Raw genomic sequence first — 19280 nt, forward strand, 5'->3', positions numbered from 1 at the left:
GCCTTGGCGGCAGCGGACGTAAAAGCGGCAAACGCCCGGCCGCGCATGAGCGGGGCCGGGCGTTGCGTGATCGGGATGCCGCGCTTACAGGCTGCGCGCCACCTGGACCTTCTCGAACACTTCGATCTTGTCGCCGACCTTGACGTCGTTGTAGCTCTTCACGCCGATACCGCACTCCATGCCGTTACGCACTTCGGCGACGTCGTCCTTGAAGCGACGCAGCGATTCCAGCTCGCCTTCGAAGATCACCACGTCCTCGCGCAGTACGCGGATCGGACGGTTGCGGTACACGGTACCCTCGATGACCATGCAGCCAGCGACGGCGCCGAACTTCGGCGAACGGAACACGTCACGCACTTCCGCGGTGCCCAGGATGTTCTCGCGAACATCGCTGCCGAGCATACCGGTGAGGGCCTTCTTGACGTCTTCGATGATGTCGTAGATGACGTTGTAGTAGCGCATGTCGAGGCCTTCGGACTCGACGATCTTGCGCGCACCGGCGTCAGCACGGACGTTGAAGCCGAACAGCACGGCATTGGAAGCCAGCGCCAGGTTGGCATCGGACTCGGTGATACCACCGACGCCGCCACCGACCACACGCACCTGTACTTCGTCGTTGCCCAGGGTGCTGAGCGAGCCTTGCAGGGCTTCCAGAGAACCACGCACGTCGGCCTTGAGGACGATGTTGAGGGTCTTCTTCTCTTCCTGGCCCATGCTTTCGAAGATGTTTTCCAGCTTGCCGGCGTGGGCACGAGCCAGTTTGACCTCGCGGAACTTGCCCTGACGGAACAGCGCGACTTCGCGGGCCTTCTTCTCGTCGGCCACCACCATCATCTCGTCACCGGCATCCGGCGTGCCATCCAGGCCGAGGATCTCGACCGGAATCGACGGACCGGCTTCCTTGATCGGCTTGCCGTTCTCGTCGAGCATGGCACGCACGCGGCCGTAGTTGACGCCGACCAGGACCATGTCGCCCTGACGCAGGGTACCGTCCTGAACCAGCACGGTAGCCACCGGGCCACGGCCCTTGTCCAGGCGCGACTCGACCACCACACCACGACCAGGCGCGGTCGGAGTGGCCTTCAGTTCGAGAACCTCGGCCTGCAGCAGCACGGCTTCGAGCAGCTCGTCGATACCGGTACCGGCCTTGGCGGAAACCGGTACGAACGGTGCGTCGCCGCCCCACTCTTCCGGAATCACGTCCAGCGCGGCCAGGCCGTTCTTGATGTTGTCCGGGTTGGCTTCCGGCTTGTCCATCTTGTTCACCGCAACCACGATCGGCACGCCAGCTGCTTTCGCATGCTGTACGGCTTCCTGGGTCTGCGGCATCACGCCGTCATCGGCTGCGACGACGAGAATGACGATGTCGGTGGCCTTCGCACCACGGGCACGCATCGCGGTGAACGCGGCGTGACCGGGGGTGTCGAGGAAGGTGACCATGCCGCGGTCGGTTTCCACGTGGTAGGCGCCGATGTGCTGGGTGATGCCACCCGCCTCACCGGAAGCCACCTTGGCACGACGGATATAGTCGAGCAGCGAGGTCTTACCGTGGTCGACGTGACCCATCACGGTCACCACCGGCGCGCGGGACATGGCCTCGCCTTCGAACTTCAGCGACTCGGCCAGTTGTTCTTCCAGCGCGTTGTCGCTGACCAGCTTGACCTTGTGACCGAACTCTTCGGCGACCAGTTGAGCGGTCTCCTGGTCCAGCACCTGGTTGATGGTCACCGGGGTGCCCATCTTGAACATGAACTTGATGACTTCGGCGGCCTTGATCGACATCTGCTGGGCCAGGTCGGCCACGGTGATGGTTTCGCCAATGGCCACGTCGCGCACCACCGGGCCGGCCGGAGCCTGGAAGCCGTGCTGGTTGCGCTTCTTCATCTTGGCCTTGCCGCGACCGCCACGACGGAAACCGTCGCTCTCTTCGTCGACGCTGCGCGGTGCGACACGCGGAGCCGGCGCCTTCTCCTTGAGGGTCGGGCGATGCTGCGCGTGCTTGCGGTCACGACGCTCGTCTTCGTCGCTGCGCGCCTTCTCGGGGCGACGCACTTCCTCTTTCTTGCGCTCGACTTCGACGACCGGCGCCGCAACCACCGGCTCGCTCAGCGGAGCCGGTGCTGCTGCCGGTGCCGGTGCTTCGCTCGTAGCGGCCGCAGCCTGACGCTTGGCCTCTTCTTCAGCCTTGCGCTTGGCTTCTTCCTCGGCCTTCAGGCGCTCGGCCTCGGCTTCGGCACGCTGAGCCTCGAGCTCGCGCTGCTTCTCGGCCTCGAGCTCTTCCGGGCTGCGCTTGACGAAGGTCTTCTTCTTGCGCACTTCAACGCTGATGGTCTTGCTACCAGCCACCCGCAGGGTGCTGGTGGTCTTGCGCTGCAAGGTAATCTTGCGCGGCTCTTCGACCTTGTCGCCGTGACTGCTCTTGAGATGGGCCAACAGGGCCTGTTTCTCACTATCGGTCACTACTTGTTCGGCATTGTCGTGGGACAAGCCGGCTTCACGCATCTGCTGCAGCAGGCGCTCTACCGGGGTGTCGACCACTTTGGCCAGTTCTTTCACCGTGACTTGCGTCATGCATCTTTCTCCTCAGGCCGCAACCGCTTATTCGAACCAGTGGGCTCGAGCGGCCATGATCAGCTTGCCGGCACGTTCTTCGTCGATGCCGTCGATGTCGAGCAGGTCGTCGATCGACTGCTCGGCCAGGTCTTCACGGGTAATCACGCCGCGCAGCGCAAGCTCTAGAGCCAGCGCCTTGTCCATGCCTTCCAGTTCCAGCAAATCATCTGCCGGATGGGCATCGGCCAACTTCTCCTCGTTGGCGATCGCCTTGGTCAGCAGACGATCCTTGGCCCGTGCACGCAGCTCGTTGACGATCTCCTCGTCGAAGCCATCGATGCTGAGCATTTCTTCCATGGGTACGTAGGCAATCTCTTCGAGACTGGTGAAACCCTCTTCGACCAGGACTTGAGCCAGCTCTTCGTCGACTTCCAGCTCGTCGATGAAGGACTGCATGATGTCGCCGGTTTCCGCCTGCTGCTTGGCCTGGATGTCCGCTTCGGTCATCACGTTCAGGGTCCAGCCGGTCAGCTGGCTGGCCAGGCGTACGTTCTGACCGCCACGGCCGATGGCCTGAGCCAGGTTGTCTTCGGCGACGGCGATGTCCATGGCATGGGCATCTTCGTCGACGATGATCGCTGCCACCTCGGCCGGCGACATGGCGTTGATGACGAACTGCGCGGGGTTGTCGTCCCACAGCACGATATCCACGCGCTCACCGCCCAGCTCGCCGGAAACGGCCTGCACGCGCGAACCGCGCATGCCGATGCAGGCGCCCTGCGGGTCGATGCGCTTGTCCTTGGAGCGCACGGCGATCTTGGCGCGCGAACCCGGATCACGGGAGGCGGCCTTGACGTCGATCAGCCCTTCGGCGATTTCAGGTACTTCGATGCGGAACAGCTCGATCAGCATTTCCGGCGCTGTACGCGACAGGATCAGCTGCGGGCCGCGGTTCTCGGTACGGATTTCCTTGAGCAGGGCACGCAGGCGCACACCGACGCGGAAAGTCTCGCGCGGGATGATGTCTTCGCGGGCCAGCAGCGCCTCGGCATTGTTGCCCAGGTCGACGATGACGTTGTCGCGGGTGACCTTCTTCACGGTACCCGAGATGATCTCGCCCAGACGCTCGCGGTAGGCATCGACCACCTGGGCGCGCTCGGCTTCGCGCACCTTCTGCACGATGACCTGCTTGGCGGTTTGCGCAGCGATGCGACCGAACTCGATGGACTCGACCTTCTCTTCGAGCACATCGCCGATCTTGGCCTTGGCTTCAACGGCCTGCGGCATGTCCTCGGTCAGCTGATAGGCCGGATCTTCGAACTCGGACTCGTCGACCACGGTCCAGCGACGGAAGGTTTCGTAGCTACCGTTCTGACGATTGATCGACACACGCAGATCGACTTCGTCTTCGAAACGCTTCTTGGTGGCGGTCGCCAGAGCCAGCTCCAGCGCCTCGAAAATCACGCCGGCCGGTACACCCTTCTCGTTGGATACCGACTCAACAACCAGCAGTACTTCTTTGCTCATCGTACGCCTCGCCTTTCGCAATCCATTGGTTCTGCGCAATCCGCGTCACGTTCACGCCATTGGCGCTACACCCGTGCGCTGCCGCGCTACCTTCGCGCCATCTGTGTCGCTCGTGCTGCACCGATAGTCGGCAGCCCGGCAGCGACGCAGAATCCGCATCTCAATCAAATCGGGGGATGATATTGGCCTTGTCGATCAGATCGATCGGCAACAGATACTCGTGGTCATCCACCTGTACCACCACGTCCTGCTCCTCCACGCCGCGGAGGAGGCCCTGGAAATTGCGACGCCCCTCGAAGGGCGAGCGCAACTTGATCTTCACCTGCTCACCGACATGCGCCGCGAACTGCTCAAGCGTGAACAACGGTCTATCCATGCCAGGAGAAGAAACTTCCAGCGTGTACTCCGAGGAAATCGGGTCCTCGACGTCGAGCACACCACTGAGCTGACGGCTGACGATCTCGCAATCGTCGATCAGGATGCCATCGGCCTTATCGATATAGACACGCAGCAGCGAATGACGCCCCTGCGACAGGAACTCGATGCCCCAACACTGATAACCGAGCGCTTCGATTACCGGGGCCAACAAGGCCTGCAACTGTTCTAGCTTGCTCGACACTTAACGGCCCTCGTGCATGCTGTGCAAATAAAAAATGGGCGAAACGCCCATCCCTTCAACCCACCGGAAATACCGGCGGACATTGTCTTTCAGCTAACAAAAAGCCCCTGAAAAGGGGCCTGCTGAAACTGGTTGCGGGGGCAGGATTTGAACCTACGACCTTCGGGTTATGAGCCCGACGAGCTACCAGACTGCTCCACCCCGCGTCAAAGCTGGGCCGGAATTATACGGCCACCCCCTGGCGAGGGTCAACCAAACACTCCAGCAACAAGAAAGCCCGCGAACTGCGGGCTTTCTTGAGTATGGTACCGAGGAGGGGACTCGAACCCCTACAGCCTATGGCCACTACCACCTCAAGGTAGCGTGTCTACCAATTCCACCACCTCGGCAAAACTGTTACTGCTCTGGAGCCTCCGGCACATCCGAAGCATCGGATGCTGGAGCTTGCTCTTCGAGCACCGGCACGTCTTCGACCGCCGGCTTTTGCTGGACTTCCAGAACCGCTGGATCTGGCAGACCAACCTGACTCAGTGCATCAGCTTTCTCTTTAGCAAAGAACGCTAAGCCCAAGCTAGTAATGAAAAAACCGGTGGCGAGTATAGCAGTAAACTTACTCAGAAAGGTAGCGGAACCTTGGCTTCCGAAAACAGTTGCCGAAGCACCCGCACCGAAAGAGGCGCCAGCATCAGCACCCTTGCCCTGCTGCAACAGCACCAGAACCACTACACCGATCGCACCCAGCAGGTGCAGAACAACAATGACTGTTTCCAGCATTCTTCAGTTTCCTGCAGCGCGACAGATCGCACCGAATTCATCCGCATTCAGAGAGGCGCCACCTACAAGCCCCCCATCGATATCCTGCATGCCGAACAACTCGGCTGCACTGGCGGCCTTTACACTGCCGCCATAAAGAATTCTCAGCTCACTGGCCACCTGCGCATCCAGCTGCGCGACCTGCGCGCGGATAGCTGCATGGACTTCCTGAGCCTGCTCGGGCGTAGCGGTCAACCCGGTGCCAATGGCCCAGACAGGCTCATAAGCGACAACGGCGTTGTTCAGGGCCTGGACGCCAAGAGCGTCTATCACCGCCGCCAACTGACCACCCACCACACCCAGCGTCGCATTCGCTTCACGCTGCTCACGGGTCTCACCGACGCAGAGCACAGGGGTCAGCCCCGCCTTCTGCACCGCCGCAAACTTGCTAACGACCACCTCGTCACTTTCACCCAGAATCAGGCGACGCTCGGAGTGACCGACCAGCACCAGTTCGCAACCGCCATCGACCAACTGACTCACTGCCAGCTCACCGGTCAAGGCGCCCTGCTCCACCTGCGCTGCGCAATCTTGCGCCCCAACTTTCACTACCTTGCCTGCCAGGCCTTCAACGACCTGCGCGACATGCAGACTGGAGGGAAACACCGCGACATCCACCTCGACAGGCAACTCCTGCCGACGCAACCCTTCGATCAGCTCTGCGACGCTGGCGCGGGTACCGTGCATTTTCCAGTTACCGGCGACCAAGGGGCGACGCATGTTTTACCTCGTCGATCAAAGAGGGCGCAGATGTTACCCAAGAGCACCCTCGGTAGCAAGCTCAATCAAGCACAGACTTCGGCAACAATCTTAGCCAATTCATCGGCATAGCTGCGCACGCTGCTTTCTTCGTCACCTTCGACCATCACTCGCACCAGCGGCTCGGTACCGGACTTGCGCAGCAGTACGCGGCCGCGCCCGGCCATACGCTCGGTCACCCGCGCGCAGGCCTCTTTCACCGAAGGGTGCTCGAGCGGATCGACCGCACCGGACAGGCGCACATTGACCAGCACCTGCGGGCATTTCTTCAGATCGCTGCGCGCCTCGACCAGGCTTTGCCCACGGCGCTTGAGCGCCATCAGCACCTGCAGCGCGGCGATGATCGCATCGCCCGTGGTGGTGTGCTGGAAGCACACCAGATGCCCCGAGTTCTCGCCGCCCAGTTGCCAGTTGCGCGCCAGCAGCTCGGCGATCACGTAACGATCGCCCACCTTGGCGCGAACGAAGGGGATGTTCAGCTCGGCCAGCGCCAGCTCCAGCCCCAGGTTGCTCATCAGCGTGCCGACCACGCCACCGCGCAGCCGCCCACGCTCCTGCAGGTCGCGAGCGATGATGAACAGCAGTTCGTCACCATCGACCACCGCACCATATTGATCGACCATCAGCACGCGGTCGGCGTCGCCGTCGAAGGCGATACCCAGATCGGCCTGCTGCGCCACCACTTCGGCCTGCAACGCGGCGATATGCGTGGAGCCGCAACCGTCGTTGATGTTCAGCCCGTCGGGCTGCGCCGAGATGACCCGCACCTCGGCACCCAGCTCGCGAAACACGCTTGGCGCGACCTTGTAGGCAGCGCCATGGGCGCAATCGATGACGATCTTCAGCCCCTTGAAGCTGGTACCACTGGGCACGCTGCCCTTGCAGAACTCGATATAGCGACCGGAAGCATCGTTGATCCGCGAAGCCTTACCGATCCCGGCAGACTCGACCACCGTCATCGGTTGGTCGAGCAGCTCTTCGATCATCGCCTCGACGTCATCCGGCAGCTTGGTGCCTTCACTGGAGAAGAACTTGATGCCGTTGTCGTCATGCGGATTGTGCGAGGCGCTGATGACGATACCGGCATCGGCCTGGAAGGTCCGGGTCAGATAGGCAATGGCCGGCGTCGGCATCGGGCCGAGCAGTTGCACATCGGCACCCGCTGCAGCGAGGCCGGCCTCCAGGGCCGACTCGAACATGTAGCCGGAAATGCGCGTGTCCTTGCCGATCAGGATGCGGCACTTGCCTTCCTTGCGAAACGCCATGCCCGCCGCCCAGCCGAGCTTGAGCATGAAGTCCGGAGTGATGGGGAACTGCCCGACGCGGCCACGGATGCCATCGGTGCCGAAGTATTTTCTAGCCATAACGCTTTCCTTGTTATTGCGCTGCCTCGACCGCAGCGATCATGCGCACCACGTCCACCGTTTCGGCAACATCGTGCACACGCAGAATATTCGCGCCCTTGGTCAGGGCAAGAGCCGCCAACCCCAGGCTGCCATAGAGCCGCTCGCCGACCTCGTGACCAAGCACCTTGCCGATCATGCTCTTGCGAGAAACGCCTACCAGCAAGGGCCTCCCCAGTGCCAGGAGCTCGCCCATGTGTTTGAACAGGGCGAGATTGTGCTCCAGTGTCTTGGCAAAACCAAAGCCCGGATCGAGCACGATCCGCTCGGCGGGAATACCGGCTGTCGCGCACGCCGCCATGCGCTCGACGAGAAAATCACGCACCTCGACAACGATGTCCGGGTACTGCGGATTGTCCTGCATGGTCCCCGGTTCGCCGCGCATGTGCATCAGACACACCGGCAGACCCGTGTCTGCCGCAGCATCCAGCGCGCCGTCACGCTGCAGCGAGCGTACGTCATTGATCAGCCCGGCCCCAAGCCTCGCGCTTTCGCGCATGACGGCCGGCGTCGAGGTATCCACGGAAATGATCACGTCGAGCTCACGAGCGATGGCTTCGACCATCGGCGCCACGCGCTCCAGCTCCTCGGTCGGCGAAACGCTGCGCGCCCCAGGACGGGTGGACTCCCCCCCGATATCGATCAGCGTCGCACCAGCGGCGACCATCGCCTCGGCATGGCGCAGCGCAGCGTCACGGGCAACGAAGAGACCGCCGTCGGAGAATGAATCGGGCGTGACGTTGAGGATGCCCATCACTTGCGGACGGGACAAATCAAGAAGCCGGCTGCCACAGGGCAGCCGGCTCGGGTATTGCCGTTCGAACATAGACGACCTTAGTGCTCGGCCGCCGGCCCGCCAATGGGCTTCTCGGGACGATCAACCTCGTCGACTTTGGCCTGCGGGGCACCGGAGTCGCCGCCACCGTCCCAACCACGCGGTTCGCGCGGCTCGCGACCGTTCATGATGTCGTCGATCTGCTCGGCGTCGATGGTTTCGTACTTCATCAGCGCTTCGGCCATGGCGTCGAGCTTGTCGCGGTTTTCCACCAGCAGCTTTTTGGCGGTGGCGTAGCACTCGTCGATGATGCGGCGCACCTCTTCGTCGATCTGCTTGGCGGTTTCACCGGACACATTGCTGTGCTGGCTGCCCATGCTACGACCGAGGAACACTTCGCCCTCTTCTTCGGCATACATCAGCGGGCCGAGCTTCTCGGACAGGCCCCACTTGGTGACCATGTTCTTGGCCAGCTGCGTGGCGCGCATGATGTCGTTGGATGCACCGGTGGTGACACCATCGAAGCCCAGGGTCATTTCCTCGGCGATACGGCCACCGAACAGCGAGCAGATCTGACTGATCAGGGCGCGCTTGCTGAGGCTGTAGCGATCCTCTTCCGGCAGGAACATGGTCACGCCCAGGGCACGACCGCGCGGAATGATGGAAACCTTGTAGACCGGATCGTGCTCGGGCACCAGACGACCGACGATGGCGTGGCCCGCCTCGTGGAACGCGGTGTTGAGCTTCTCCTTGTCGGACATGACCATGGTCTTGCGCTCGGCGCCCATCATGATCTTGTCTTTGGCGAGCTCGAATTCCTTCATCTCCACCAGGCGCTTGCCAGCACGAGCGGCGAACAGCGAGGCTTCGTTGACCAGATTGGCCAGATCGGCACCGGAGAAACCCGGGGTACCGCGTGCGATGACCGCCGGATTGACGTCGTCGCCCATCGGCACCTTGCGCATGTGCACTTTCAGAATCTGTTCGCGACCGCGGATATCCGGCAGGCCGACCACCACCTGACGGTCGAAGCGGCCGGGACGCAGCAGCGCCGGGTCCAGAACGTCCGGACGGTTGGTGGCTGCGATGACGATGATGCCGTCGTTCATCTCGAAGCCATCCATCTCCACCAGCAGCTGGTTGAGGGTCTGCTCACGCTCGTCGTGACCGCCGCCCATGCCGGCGCCACGATGGCGACCGACGGCATCGATCTCGTCGATGAAGATGATGCACGGCGCGTGCTTCTTGGCCTGGTCGAACATGTCGCGCACGCGGCTGGCACCGACGCCGACGAACATCTCGACGAAGTCGGAACCGGAAATGGTGAAGAACGGCACTTTCGCTTCGCCGGCCACGGCCTTGGCCAGCAGCGTCTTGCCGGTACCCGGCGAGCCGACCATCAGCACGCCACGCGGGATGCGGCCACCCAGGCGCTGGAACTTGCCCGGATCGCGAAGAAATTCCACCAGCTCGCTGACCTCTTCCTTGGCCTCGTCGCAACCGGCGACGTCGGCGAAGGTGGTCTTGACCTGGTCTTCGGAGAGCAGGCGCGCCTTGGACTTGCCGAAGCTCATCGGCCCGCCCTTGCCACCAGCGCCGCCCTGCATCTGGCGCATGAAGAACATGAACACAGCAATGATCACAAGAATCGGGAAGCTGGCCACCAGCAGCTGGGTCCAGATGCTCTGCTGCTCGGGCTGCTTGCCTTCGATGACCACGTTGTTGTCGATCAGGTCACCGATCAGGCCACCGTCCTGAATCGCCGGGCGGATGGTCTTGAAGCCTTCGCCGTCGGTGCGCTTGCCGGTGATCACGTAACCATCGACGGTGACGCGCTCGACGCGCCCTTCCTTCACCTGCTCGATGAATTGCGAGTAGCTCAGGGTCTGCGGCTCGCTCGGGCTGGAGAAGTTGTTCATCACGGTAACCAGTACCGCCGCGATGATCAGCCACAGGATCAGATTCTTTGCCATGTCGTTCAATTAGCTACCCTCTGAAGCAGGCCTCGTGGCGAAGCGGGCTTCCCATGACGACCAGTGATATACCGACTAACTTACACCAAACGCCCGCATCCCGCAGGCGCCGTCTGTAACCCTTTATGAGGTTTCTGCCACTGAGACCGACAGGGCGGACACCAGTTTCAACTCACAAGCCGCGAAAGCCACGCGCCAACAAATACTGCTCACGCGAACGATCGCGCGAGGACAGCGGTTTGCGCATCTGCACCTTGTCGAAGCTGTCGCGCACCTGCCTGTGGTAGGTGTCGAAGCCTTCACCCTGGAAAATCTTGATGAGGAAATCGCCGCCGGGGCGCAGCACGCGCCCGGCCAGATCCAGCGCCAGTTCGCACAGGTACATGGCGCGCGGCTGATCGGCCGCCCTCACCCCACTCATATTGGGGGCCATATCGGAAATAACAAGGTCGACCGGATTCTCGCCAATGGCCTCGAGAATGCGCGCGAAGACCGCATCGTCGGTGAAGTCGCCCTGAATGAAGGTGACATCGGGAATGCTGTCCATTTCCAGAATGTCCGAGGCGATCAGACGCCCCTTGTCGCCGATCACCCGACTGGTGACCTGCGACCAGCCGCCCGGCGCGGCGCCGAGATCGACCACGGTCATGCCCGGACGCAGGATGCGATCCTTCTCCTGGATCTCCAGCAGCTTGTAGCTGGCGCGCGAGCGATAGCCGTCCTTCTGCGCCATCTTCACGTAAGGATCATCGAAATGTTCTTTCAGCCAACGCTGGCTGGTCTTGGAACGTGCCACTGAAACCTCGAACTCAACGGGCCATGAATAACTGCGCGGGCTCGGGTAAGATAGGCGCCGTTTTCCAGACCGAATTAGGTACTAACGATTATGCCGCTCACTCAAGAGCAGAAGAAACAATTCAAATCTATCGGCCACCACCTGAAACCTGTATTGATCGTGGCGGACAATGGTTTGACCGAGGGCGTGCTGGCCGAACTGGACCGCGCACTCAACGACCACGAGCTGATCAAGGTACAGCTGCGCCTCGCCGAACGCGAGGATCGTCAGGCCGCCATCACCGCCCTGTGCGAAGCCGGCCGCGCCGAACTGGTGCAATCGATCGGCAAGGTCGCCCTGCTCTATCGCAAGAACCCCAAGCCCAATCGCAACCTGTCCAACGTGATTCGTTATCAGGGCTGAGCAGGCGCGGGAGCGGACTCATTCGCGGCTGGGCAGGCATCACACCAAGCCCTGGTCGCAAATGACTCGCTCCTGCACAGGCTGCTAGCGCCTGAGTGGCGCGCCTGGCACAGGCTGCAGCACCAGCAGCAACCCGCAGAAAGCCATCACCAGATAGCTGAAGCGTAGCCAGTACTGGGCCTCGGGCCAGTAGTGCAGCGTCACAAAGTAACTCAGGGCCATGACCGCAACGGTCAACAGCAACTGCCCACGCATATCCCGCAGCAGACTCGGCAACCCCTCGCTTCGCAGCAGGGCGAAGGCCTGCAGCGCAACGCAGACTGCCGCCAGGCCGACCAGCAGCGGCACCAGGCGCTCGGCTATCTCCTGCACCAGCAAGGGCGCCAGGCCCGTCTGGCCGATGGCAGGCAGAATGACGAACTGCAACAACCACAAGCCGCCGACCCAGAGGGTCTGGGCCAGCTGCCAACTGACGGCAGCGGCCCGCGACGGCTGTTGCGGCTTAAATGTGGCGGACTTCGACAATCTCGTACTCGACCAGGCCACTGGGGGTCTGCACGCCGACCACGTCACCCTCGCTCTTGCCCACCAGGGCACGGGCAATGGGCGAACCGACGGAGATCTTGCCCTGCTTGATGTCGGCTTCGTCTTCGCCAACGATCTGGTAGGTCACGCTTTCGTCAGTCTCGACGTTGGCGATTTCCACCGTGGTGCCGAAGATCACCTTGCCGGTGTGCTCGATGCTGGTGACATCGATGATCACCGCATTCTGCAGGCGACCTTCGATATCACGCACGCGCGCCTCGACCATACCCTGCTCTTCACGCGCGGCATGGTATTCGGCGTTTTCCTTGAGGTCGCCCAGTTCGCGAGCCTCGGCGATCGCCTGGCTCAGTGCGGGACGACGCACCTTGGTCAGGTGCGCCAGCTCTTCTTCCAGGGCGCGAGCGCCCTGGACGGTCATGGGGTACTTGTTCATGCCTTGATTCCTGCATGCAGATCCTGCAGCCGGCGCACGGTCTTCTCGGGACCGAACTTGAGCGCCTCACAGACCGCCTGACCCGCCGCGATGGTGGTGGTGCAGTAGATCTTGTGCTGCAGAGCGTTACGACGGATCGAGTAGGAGTCAGCGATGGATTGACGCCCCTCGGTGGTATTGATGATCAGGGTGACTTCGTCGTTCTTGATCATGTCGACCACGTGCGGACGACCTTCGGTCACCTTGTTCACGCGGCGTACCGGCAGGCCGGCAGCCTCGATCACCTTGGCGGTACCGGCAGTGGCGACCACTTCGAAGCCCAGGCTGACCAGATCGCGTGCGACCTGAACGGCCTCGGCCTTGTCGTCCTCACGCACGCTGATGAAGGCGCAACCGGAATTCGGCAGGATCTCGCTGGCACCCAGCTGGGCCTTGGCGAAGGCTTCGCCGAAGCTGTCGCCGACGCCCATGACTTCACCGGTGGACTTCATCTCCGGGCCGAGGATCGGGTCGACGCCCGGGAACTTGGCGAAGGGGAACACCGCTTCCTTGACGCTGAAGAACGGCGGGATGATTTCCTTGGTGTAGCCGACTTCGGCCAGGGTCTTGCCGGCCATGACGCGCGCCGCCACCTTGGCCAGCGACTCGCCGACGCACTTGGAAACGAACGGCACGGTACGCGAGGCGCGCGGGTTCACTTCGATGACGTAGATGTCCTCACCCTGCACGGCCATCTGCACGTTCATCAGGCCGACCACGCCGAGCTCCAGAGCCATCTTCTTGACCTGCTCGCGAATCTCGTCCTGGATGTGCGCCGGCAGCGAGTACGGCGGCAGCGAGCAGGCGGAGTCACCGGAGTGCACGCCGGCCTGTTCGATATGCTGCATGATCGCACCGATCACCACGGTCTCGCCGTCGCTGACCGCGTCCACGTCCACTTCGATGGCGCAGTTGAGGAAGCGATCCAGCAGTACCGGGCTGTCGTTGGACACCTTCACCGCTTCGCGCATGTAGCGCTTGAGCTCTTCTTCCTGATAGACGATTTCCATCGCCCGACCGCCCAGCACGTAGGACGGACGCACCACCATCGGGTAACCGATGCCCTTGGACAGCGCCAGGGCTTCGTCTTCGCTGCGCGCAGTGGCGTTGGCCGGCTGACGCAGGTTCAGGCGCTGCACCATCTGCTGGAAGCGCTCGCGGTCTTCGGCGCGGTCGATGGCCTCGGGGCTGGTGCCGATGATCGGCACGCCGGCTTCTTCCAGGGCGCGGCAGATCTTCAGCGGGGTCTGGCCGCCGTACTGCACGATCACGCCTTTGGGCTGCTCGACGCGGACGATTTCCAGCACGTCCTCCAGGGTCACCGGCTCGAAGTACAGGCGGTCGGAGGTGTCGTAGTCGGTGGAGACGGTTTCCGGGTTGCAGTTGACCATGATGGTCTCGAAACCGTCTTCACGCATGGCCAGTGCGGCGTGTACACAGCAGTAGTCGAACTCGATGCCCTGGCCGATACGGTTCGGACCGCCGCCGAGGATCATGATCTTCTCGCGGTTCGACGCGTTGGCCTCGCACTCTTCCTCGTAGGTCGAGTACATATAGGCGGTGTCGGTGGCGAATTCGGCGGCGCAGGTGTCCACGCGCTTGTACACCGGCAGCACTTTCAGCTTGTGGCGGTGGGCACGCAGGCTCTTCTCGGAAACGCCCAGCAGCTTGGCCAGACGCGCATCGGAGAAGCCCTTGCGCTTGAGCTTGAACATCAGGTCGTAGTCGATGGCGGACAGGCCGAGGGTCTGCACGGTGGCTTCGTCCTTGATCAGATCCTCGATCTGCACCAGGAACCACTCGTCGATACGGGTCAGCTCGAACACTTCGGCAACGCTCTTGCCGGCGCGGAAGGCATCGGCCACGTACCAGATACGGTCGGCGCTGGGCACGGTCAGCTCGCGACGCAGGGTGCTCTCGGCTTCCGGGTCGTTCAGGTCGAGCTTCGGATCGAAGCCGGCAACGCCGACTTCCAGACCGCGCAGGGCCTTCTGCACCGACTCCTGGAAGGTACGGCCGATGGCCATGACTTCACCCACGGACTTCATCTGGGTGGTCAGGCGGGCATCGGCCTTGGGGAATTTCTCGAAGGCGAAGCGCGGGACCTTGGTTACCACGTAATCGATGGCCGGCTCGAACGACGCCGGGGTGCGACCGCCAGTGATGTCGTTGGACAGCTCGTCGAGGGTGTAGCCGACCGCCAGCTTGGCGGCGATCTTGGCGATGGGGAAGCCGGTGGCCTTGGAGGCCAGTGCCGAGCTGCGCGACACGCGCGGGTTCATCTCGATCACCACCATGCGCCCGGTGTTCGGGCAGATGCCGAACTGCACGTTGGAGCCGCCGGTTTCCACGCCGATCTCACGCAGCACCGCCAGCGAGGCGTTGCGCATGATCTGGTATTCCTTGTCGGTCAGGGTCTGCGCCGGGGCCACGGTGATGGAGTCGCCGGTGTGTACGCCCATCGGGTCGAAGTTCTCGATGGAGCAGACGATGATGCAGTTGTCCTTCTTGTCACGGACCACCTCCATCTCGTATTCCTTCCAGCCGATCAGCGATTCGTCGATCAGCAGCTCGTTGGTCGGCGACAGGTCCAGACCGCGGGCGCAGATTTCTTCGAATTCTTCACGGTTGTAGGCGATGCCGCCGCCGGTGCCGCCCATGGTGAAGCTGGGGCGGATGATGCAGGGGAAGCCCACCATCTCCAGCACGCCGTAGGCTTCTTCCATGCTGTGGGCGATACCCGAACGCGGGCAGGCCAGGCCGATGTCCTTCATGGCCTTGTCGAAGCGCGAGCGGTCTTCGGCCTTGTCGATGGTGTCGGCGTTGGCACCGATCATCTCGACGCCGAACTTTTCCAGCACGCCGTGGCGCTCCAGGTCCAGGGCGCAGTTCAGCGCGGTCTGGCCGCCCATGGTCGGCAGCAGCGCGTCCGGACGCTCCTTCTCGATGATCTTGGCCACGGTGGCCCACTTGATCGGCTCGATGTAGGTGGCGTCGGCCATGGCCGGGTCGGTCATGATGGTGGCCGGGTTGGAGTTCACCAGGATGACGCGGAAACCTTCTTCCTTCAGCGCCTTGCACGCCTGGGCGCCGGAGTAGTCGAACTCGCAGGCCTGGCCGATGACGATGGGGCCGGCGCCGAGGATCAGGATGCTTTTGATGTCTGTACGTTTTGGCATAGCGGTTACTCGAATCCTTGGGTCAGTCGGCGGGGCTTAGCGGCGCTTGGCCATGGCTTCGATGAAGCGGTCGAACAGCGGGGCCACGTCGTGCGGGCCGGGGCTCGCCTCCGGGTGGCCCTGGAAGCTGAAGGCGTCCTTGTCGGTGCGCTCGATACCCTGCAGGGTGCCGTCGAACAGCGACTTGTGGATCGGCCGCAGGTTGCTCGGCAGGCTGCCTTCATCCACGGCGAAACCGTGGTTCTGGCTGGTGATCATCACCACGCCGGTATCCAGGTCCTGCACCGGGTGGTTGGCGCCGTGGTGGCCGTGGCCCATCTTCAGGGTCCTGGCGCCGGAGGCCAGGGCCAGCAGCTGGTGGCCGAGGCAGATGCCGAACACCGGAATCTCGGTTTCCAGAATTTCCTTGATCGCCTTGATCGCATAGTCGCACGGCTCGGGGTCGCCAGGGCCGTTGGAGAGGAACACGCCATCGGGATTCAGGGCCAGCACTTCGCTGGCCGGCGTCTGCGCCGGTACCACGGTCAGGCGGCAGCCACGGGCGACCAGCATGCGCAGGATGTTCAGCTTCACGCCGTAGTCATAGGCAACCACGTGATACGGCAGGTCGGCAGCGGCGATCTCCGGATGGCTGTCGCTTTCCAGGTTCCACACGCTGGAGCGCCACTCGTAAGACTTGTCGCAGGTGACTTCCTTGGCCAGGTCCATACCCTTGAGGCCCGGGAAACTGCGCGCCAGTTCCAGCGCTTTCTCTTCGGTGGCGTCGTCACCGACCAGGATGCAGCCGTTCTGCGAGCCTTTCTCGCGCAGGATGCGGGTCAGGCGGCGGGTATCGATACCGGCGATGGCGACGGTGCCGTTCGCTTTCAGGTACTCGTCCAGCGGTTGCTTGTCGCGCCAGTTGCTGGAGGTCAGCGGCAGGTCGCGAATGATCAGGCCAGCAGCCCAGACGCGATTGGACTCGGCATCTTCCGGGGTGGTACCGGTGTTGCCGATGTGCGGGTAAGTCAGGGTGACGATCTGCTGGGCATAGGACGGATCGGTAAGGATTTCCTGATAGCCGGTCATGGCGGTGTTGAACACCACCTCTCCGATCGTCTGGCCATCGGCCCCGATGGAATCGCCGCGAAAAATGCTGCCGTCAGCAAGGGCCAAAATGGCAGGTTTGGGGGCTGGCTTAGTCAAGAAGACCTCCGTCTCGATCAAGGCTTGAAGCAAACGCAGGTTGTAAAAAAGCGGGATGACGTGTGAAGGTCATCCCGCTTTTTTATTTGAGCCATTCTGCGTAACTTTAGTGGACACACTAAAACAGGAAGCTTACAGGAAAACCCTTTTTCGGTCCACCCGATAAGACGCCCAGTCACACATTCGCGTCAGCGCAGCCCCAGCACGTCCTGCATGTCGTACAGGGCAGGCGAACGCTGCTGCAGCCACAGCGCCGAACGCACCGCGCCCTTGGCAAAGGTCATGCGGCTGGAAGCCTTGTGGGTGATCTCCACACGCTCGCCGTCGGCGGCGAACAGCACGGTGTGATCCCCTACCACGTCGCCGGCACGCACGGTGGCGAAACCGATGGTCTCGCGCTCGCGCGCCCCGGTCTGACCTTCGCGGCCATACACGGCGACCTTCTGCAGATCACGCCCCAGCGCATCGGCGACCACTTCACCCATGCGCAGCGCCGTGCCGGACGGCGCATCGACCTTGTGCCGGTGATGCGCTTCGATTATCTCGATATCCACGTCATCGCCCAGCACGCGGGCGGCGGTATCCAGCAGCTTCAGGCACAGGTTGACGCCGACGCTGAAGTTGGCGGCGAAGACGATCGGGATCTGCTTGGCCGCTTCGCTCAGCTGCTGCTTCTCTTCCACGGTAAAGCCGGTGGTGCCGATCACCATGGCCTTGCCGGCCTGACGGCAGACCTCCAGGTTCTTCAGCGTTACCGACGGGTGGGTGAAATCGATCAGCACGTCGAAATCATCGACCACCGCCGCCAGATCACCCGCCAGGGTCACGCCGATCTTGCCCAGGCCGACCAACTCACCGGCATCGGCACCGATCAGGCTGCTGTCGGCGCGATCGATGGCCGCGCTGAGCGTTGCGCCCTCGGCCTGACTCACGGCCTCGATCAGGGTCTTGCCCATGCGCCCGGCGGCGCCCATCACTGCAATACGTTGCATACATCAGCTCCAAGCCGTCGCCCCGGCATTGCCGGGGCGCTTTGGGGTTAAACGTCGCCGAAGAAGCGCTTGACGCCCTCGAACCAGCCACTGGCCTTGGGCGAGTGGGAGTCATCGCCCTGCAGCGACTTGCGGAACTCATCGAGCAGCTCGCGCTGACGCTTGTTCAGGTTGACCGGCGTTTCCACCGCGACCCGGCACATCAGATCGCCCGCCGCGCCGCCGCGCACCGGGGCCACGCCCTTGCCGCGCAGACGGAACAGCTTGCCGGTCTGGGTGCCTTCGGGGATCTTCAGCTTGACCCGGCCATCGAGGGTCGGCACTTCCAGCTCGCCGCCCAGCGCCGCATCGGCGAAGCTGATCGGCACTTCGCAGTACAGGTGCTTGCCGTCACGCTGGAAGATCGCATGCTCACGGACGTTGACCACCACGTAGAGGTCACCAGCCGGACCGCCATGCGTACCGGCCTCGCCCTCGCCGGACAGGCGAATGCGGTCACCGGTATCGACGCCCGGCGGCACCTTGACCGACAGGGTCTTGCTCTCTTCCACGCGCCCCTGACCGTGGCAGCTGCCGCAGGGGTCGGTGATCATCTTGCCGCTGCCGTGGCAGCGCGGGCAGGTCTGCTGCACGGAGAAGAAGCCCTGCTGCATGCGCACCTGACCGATACCACCACAGGTGGTACAGGTGACCGGGCTGGTGCCCTTCTTGGCGCCGGTACCATCGCAGGTCTTGCAGCCGACCAGGGTCGGCACGCGAATGGTCACGGTGGTGCCGCGCACCGCTTCTTCCAGGTCCAGCTCCAGGGTGTAGCGCAGATCCGAGCCGCGCTGGGCGCCGCCGCGCGAGCCACCGCGGCCACCGCCGAAGAAGTCGCTGAACACGTCGCCGAAGATGTCGGAGAAGTTGGCACCGCCGAAACCGGCGCCACCGCCGCCGCCCATCTGCGGGTCGACGCCGGCATGGCCGTACTGGTCGTAGGCCGAACGCTTGCCGGCGTCGGAGAGCACTTCGTAGGCCTCGTTGGCCTCCTTGAATTTCTCTTCGGCGCCCTTGTCATCCGGGTTGCGGTCCGGGTGGTACTTCATCGCCAAACGCCGATAAGCCTTCTTCAATTCGGCTTCGCTGGCGCCGCGCTCGACCCCCAGTACCTCGTAATAGTCACGTTTTGCCATAGTTGTGCTGCACTCTCAGATTCGTGAGCTCCAGATACGCCGACGCGGGAGAAGGCTCCCGCGCGGCGAATCCTGCCCGTCGCGAGCGACGGTGGAGCGTAAAGAAGAGGC

The 19280-nt window shown here is 62.8% G+C and carries 16 protein-coding genes and 2 tRNA genes; 1 reads left to right on the top strand and 17 read right to left on the bottom strand.

The annotated features are described in order from the left end of the window. Positions 1–84: 84 nt before the first annotated feature. The 11 genes from infB to rlmE form a co-directional block, all read right to left on the bottom strand. On the bottom strand, positions 85–2571 hold the full coding sequence (gene infB / locus L1F06_RS20125; RefSeq protein WP_129484204.1) for a translation initiation factor IF-2: 2487 nt from the start codon (positions 2569–2571) through the stop codon (positions 85–87). 27 nt (positions 2572–2598) lie between these two features. Further along, positions 2599–4080 carry a transcription termination factor NusA gene (nusA, locus tag L1F06_RS20130; RefSeq protein ID WP_003240569.1) on the bottom strand — a complete coding sequence of 494 codons (1482 nt, stop codon included), beginning with the start codon at positions 4078–4080 and terminating at the stop codon, positions 2599–2601. 160 nt (positions 4081–4240) lie between these two features. Next, a complete protein-coding gene (rimP, locus tag L1F06_RS20135) occupies positions 4241–4699 on the bottom strand; it encodes a ribosome maturation factor RimP (RefSeq protein ID WP_003240566.1) in 459 nt (152 codons plus the stop codon). Positions 4700–4828: 129 nt separating this feature from the next. Beyond that, a tRNA-Met gene (locus L1F06_RS20140) sits at positions 4829–4905 on the bottom strand. Between the two features lie 97 nt (positions 4906–5002). Continuing rightward, positions 5003–5088, bottom strand: a tRNA-Leu gene (locus tag L1F06_RS20145). Between the two features lie 7 nt (positions 5089–5095). Beyond that, the gene (gene secG / locus L1F06_RS20150) at positions 5096–5473 is read right to left on the bottom strand and encodes a preprotein translocase subunit SecG (RefSeq protein ID WP_003240564.1); all 378 of its coding nucleotides are present in this window, start codon (positions 5471–5473) and stop codon (positions 5096–5098) included. A gap of 3 nt (positions 5474–5476) precedes the next feature. Next, positions 5477–6232 (bottom strand): triose-phosphate isomerase, encoded by a 756-nt coding sequence (gene tpiA / locus L1F06_RS20155; RefSeq protein WP_129482925.1) that lies wholly within the window; start codon positions 6230–6232, stop codon positions 5477–5479. A 65-nt stretch (positions 6233–6297) separates the two neighbouring features. Then, on the bottom strand, positions 6298–7635 hold the full coding sequence (gene glmM, locus L1F06_RS20160; RefSeq protein ID WP_096825656.1) for a phosphoglucosamine mutase: 1338 nt from the start codon (positions 7633–7635) through the stop codon (positions 6298–6300). A 13-nt stretch (positions 7636–7648) separates the two neighbouring features. Beyond that, complete coding sequence (folP, locus tag L1F06_RS20165; protein ID WP_129482926.1) at positions 7649–8500, bottom strand: dihydropteroate synthase; 852 nt, start codon at positions 8498–8500, stop codon at positions 7649–7651. 8 nt (positions 8501–8508) lie between these two features. Continuing rightward, a complete protein-coding gene (gene ftsH / locus L1F06_RS20170; RefSeq protein WP_129483039.1) occupies positions 8509–10422 on the bottom strand; it encodes an ATP-dependent zinc metalloprotease FtsH in 1914 nt (637 codons plus the stop codon). A 172-nt stretch (positions 10423–10594) separates the two neighbouring features. Then, positions 10595–11218 carry a 23S rRNA (uridine(2552)-2'-O)-methyltransferase RlmE gene (gene rlmE / locus L1F06_RS20175; protein ID WP_003240552.1) on the bottom strand — a complete coding sequence of 208 codons (624 nt, stop codon included), beginning with the start codon at positions 11216–11218 and terminating at the stop codon, positions 10595–10597. A gap of 90 nt (positions 11219–11308) precedes the next feature. On the opposite strand from rlmE, the gene yhbY reads away from it, so the two are divergent. Beyond that, positions 11309–11620, top strand: coding sequence for a ribosome assembly RNA-binding protein YhbY (yhbY, locus tag L1F06_RS20180; RefSeq protein WP_003240550.1), 312 nt, complete (start codon positions 11309–11311; stop codon positions 11618–11620). A gap of 84 nt (positions 11621–11704) precedes the next feature. On the opposite strand, the gene L1F06_RS20185 is transcribed toward yhbY, so the two are convergent. The 6 genes from L1F06_RS20185 to dnaJ form a co-directional block, all read right to left on the bottom strand. Further along, the gene (locus L1F06_RS20185) at positions 11705–12145 is read right to left on the bottom strand and encodes a hypothetical protein (RefSeq protein ID WP_049767410.1); all 441 of its coding nucleotides are present in this window, start codon (positions 12143–12145) and stop codon (positions 11705–11707) included. After that, a complete protein-coding gene (gene greA / locus L1F06_RS20190; protein WP_012019582.1) occupies positions 12123–12599 on the bottom strand; it encodes a transcription elongation factor GreA in 477 nt (158 codons plus the stop codon). The genes L1F06_RS20185 and greA overlap by 23 nt, the downstream gene beginning before the upstream one ends. Continuing rightward, on the bottom strand, positions 12596–15817 hold the full coding sequence (gene carB / locus L1F06_RS20195; RefSeq protein WP_129482927.1) for a carbamoyl-phosphate synthase large subunit: 3222 nt from the start codon (positions 15815–15817) through the stop codon (positions 12596–12598). The genes greA and carB overlap by 4 nt, the downstream gene beginning before the upstream one ends. 36 nt (positions 15818–15853) lie before the next feature. Continuing rightward, positions 15854–17002, bottom strand: a complete 1149-nt coding sequence (carA, locus tag L1F06_RS20200; RefSeq protein WP_129482928.1) for a glutamine-hydrolyzing carbamoyl-phosphate synthase small subunit — start codon at positions 17000–17002, stop codon at positions 15854–15856. Between the two features lie 188 nt (positions 17003–17190). Continuing rightward, a complete protein-coding gene (dapB, locus tag L1F06_RS20205; protein WP_003240540.1) occupies positions 17191–17994 on the bottom strand; it encodes a 4-hydroxy-tetrahydrodipicolinate reductase in 804 nt (267 codons plus the stop codon). Positions 17995–18041: 47 nt separating this feature from the next. Then, the gene (gene dnaJ / locus L1F06_RS20210; protein WP_003240538.1) at positions 18042–19169 is read right to left on the bottom strand and encodes a molecular chaperone DnaJ; all 1128 of its coding nucleotides are present in this window, start codon (positions 19167–19169) and stop codon (positions 18042–18044) included. Between the last annotated feature and the right edge of the window lie 111 nt (positions 19170–19280).

Origin of the sequence: Pseudomonas hydrolytica (genome assembly GCF_021495345.1) — a bacterium.
Lineage (GTDB): Bacteria > Pseudomonadota > Gammaproteobacteria > Pseudomonadales > Pseudomonadaceae > Aquipseudomonas > Aquipseudomonas hydrolytica.

Excerpts from the sequence above, each read along its gene's own strand:
- infB (WP_129484204.1), bottom strand. The coding sequence starts at position 2,571 with ATGACGCAAGTCACGGTGAAAGAACTGGCCAAAGTGGTCGACACCCCG.
- nusA (WP_003240569.1), bottom strand. The coding sequence starts at position 4,080 with ATGAGCAAAGAAGTACTGCTGGTTGTTGAGTCGGTATCCAACGAGAAG.
- secG (WP_003240564.1), bottom strand. The coding sequence starts at position 5,473 with ATGCTGGAAACAGTCATTGTTGTTCTGCACCTGCTGGGTGCGATCGGT.
- tpiA (WP_129482925.1), bottom strand. The coding sequence starts at position 6,232 with ATGCGTCGCCCCTTGGTCGCCGGTAACTGGAAAATGCACGGTACCCGC.
- glmM (WP_096825656.1), bottom strand. The coding sequence starts at position 7,635 with ATGGCTAGAAAATACTTCGGCACCGATGGCATCCGTGGCCGCGTCGGG.
- folP (WP_129482926.1), bottom strand. The coding sequence starts at position 8,500 with ATGTTCGAACGGCAATACCCGAGCCGGCTGCCCTGTGGCAGCCGGCTT.
- ftsH (WP_129483039.1), bottom strand. The coding sequence starts at position 10,422 with ATGGCAAAGAATCTGATCCTGTGGCTGATCATCGCGGCGGTACTGGTT.
- yhbY (WP_003240550.1), top strand. The coding sequence starts at position 11,309 with ATGCCGCTCACTCAAGAGCAGAAGAAACAATTCAAATCTATCGGCCAC.
- greA (WP_012019582.1), bottom strand. The coding sequence starts at position 12,599 with ATGAACAAGTACCCCATGACCGTCCAGGGCGCTCGCGCCCTGGAAGAA.
- carB (WP_129482927.1), bottom strand. The coding sequence starts at position 15,817 with ATGCCAAAACGTACAGACATCAAAAGCATCCTGATCCTCGGCGCCGGC.
- dapB (WP_003240540.1), bottom strand. The coding sequence starts at position 17,994 with ATGCAACGTATTGCAGTGATGGGCGCCGCCGGGCGCATGGGCAAGACC.
- dnaJ (WP_003240538.1), bottom strand. The coding sequence starts at position 19,169 with ATGGCAAAACGTGACTATTACGAGGTACTGGGGGTCGAGCGCGGCGCC.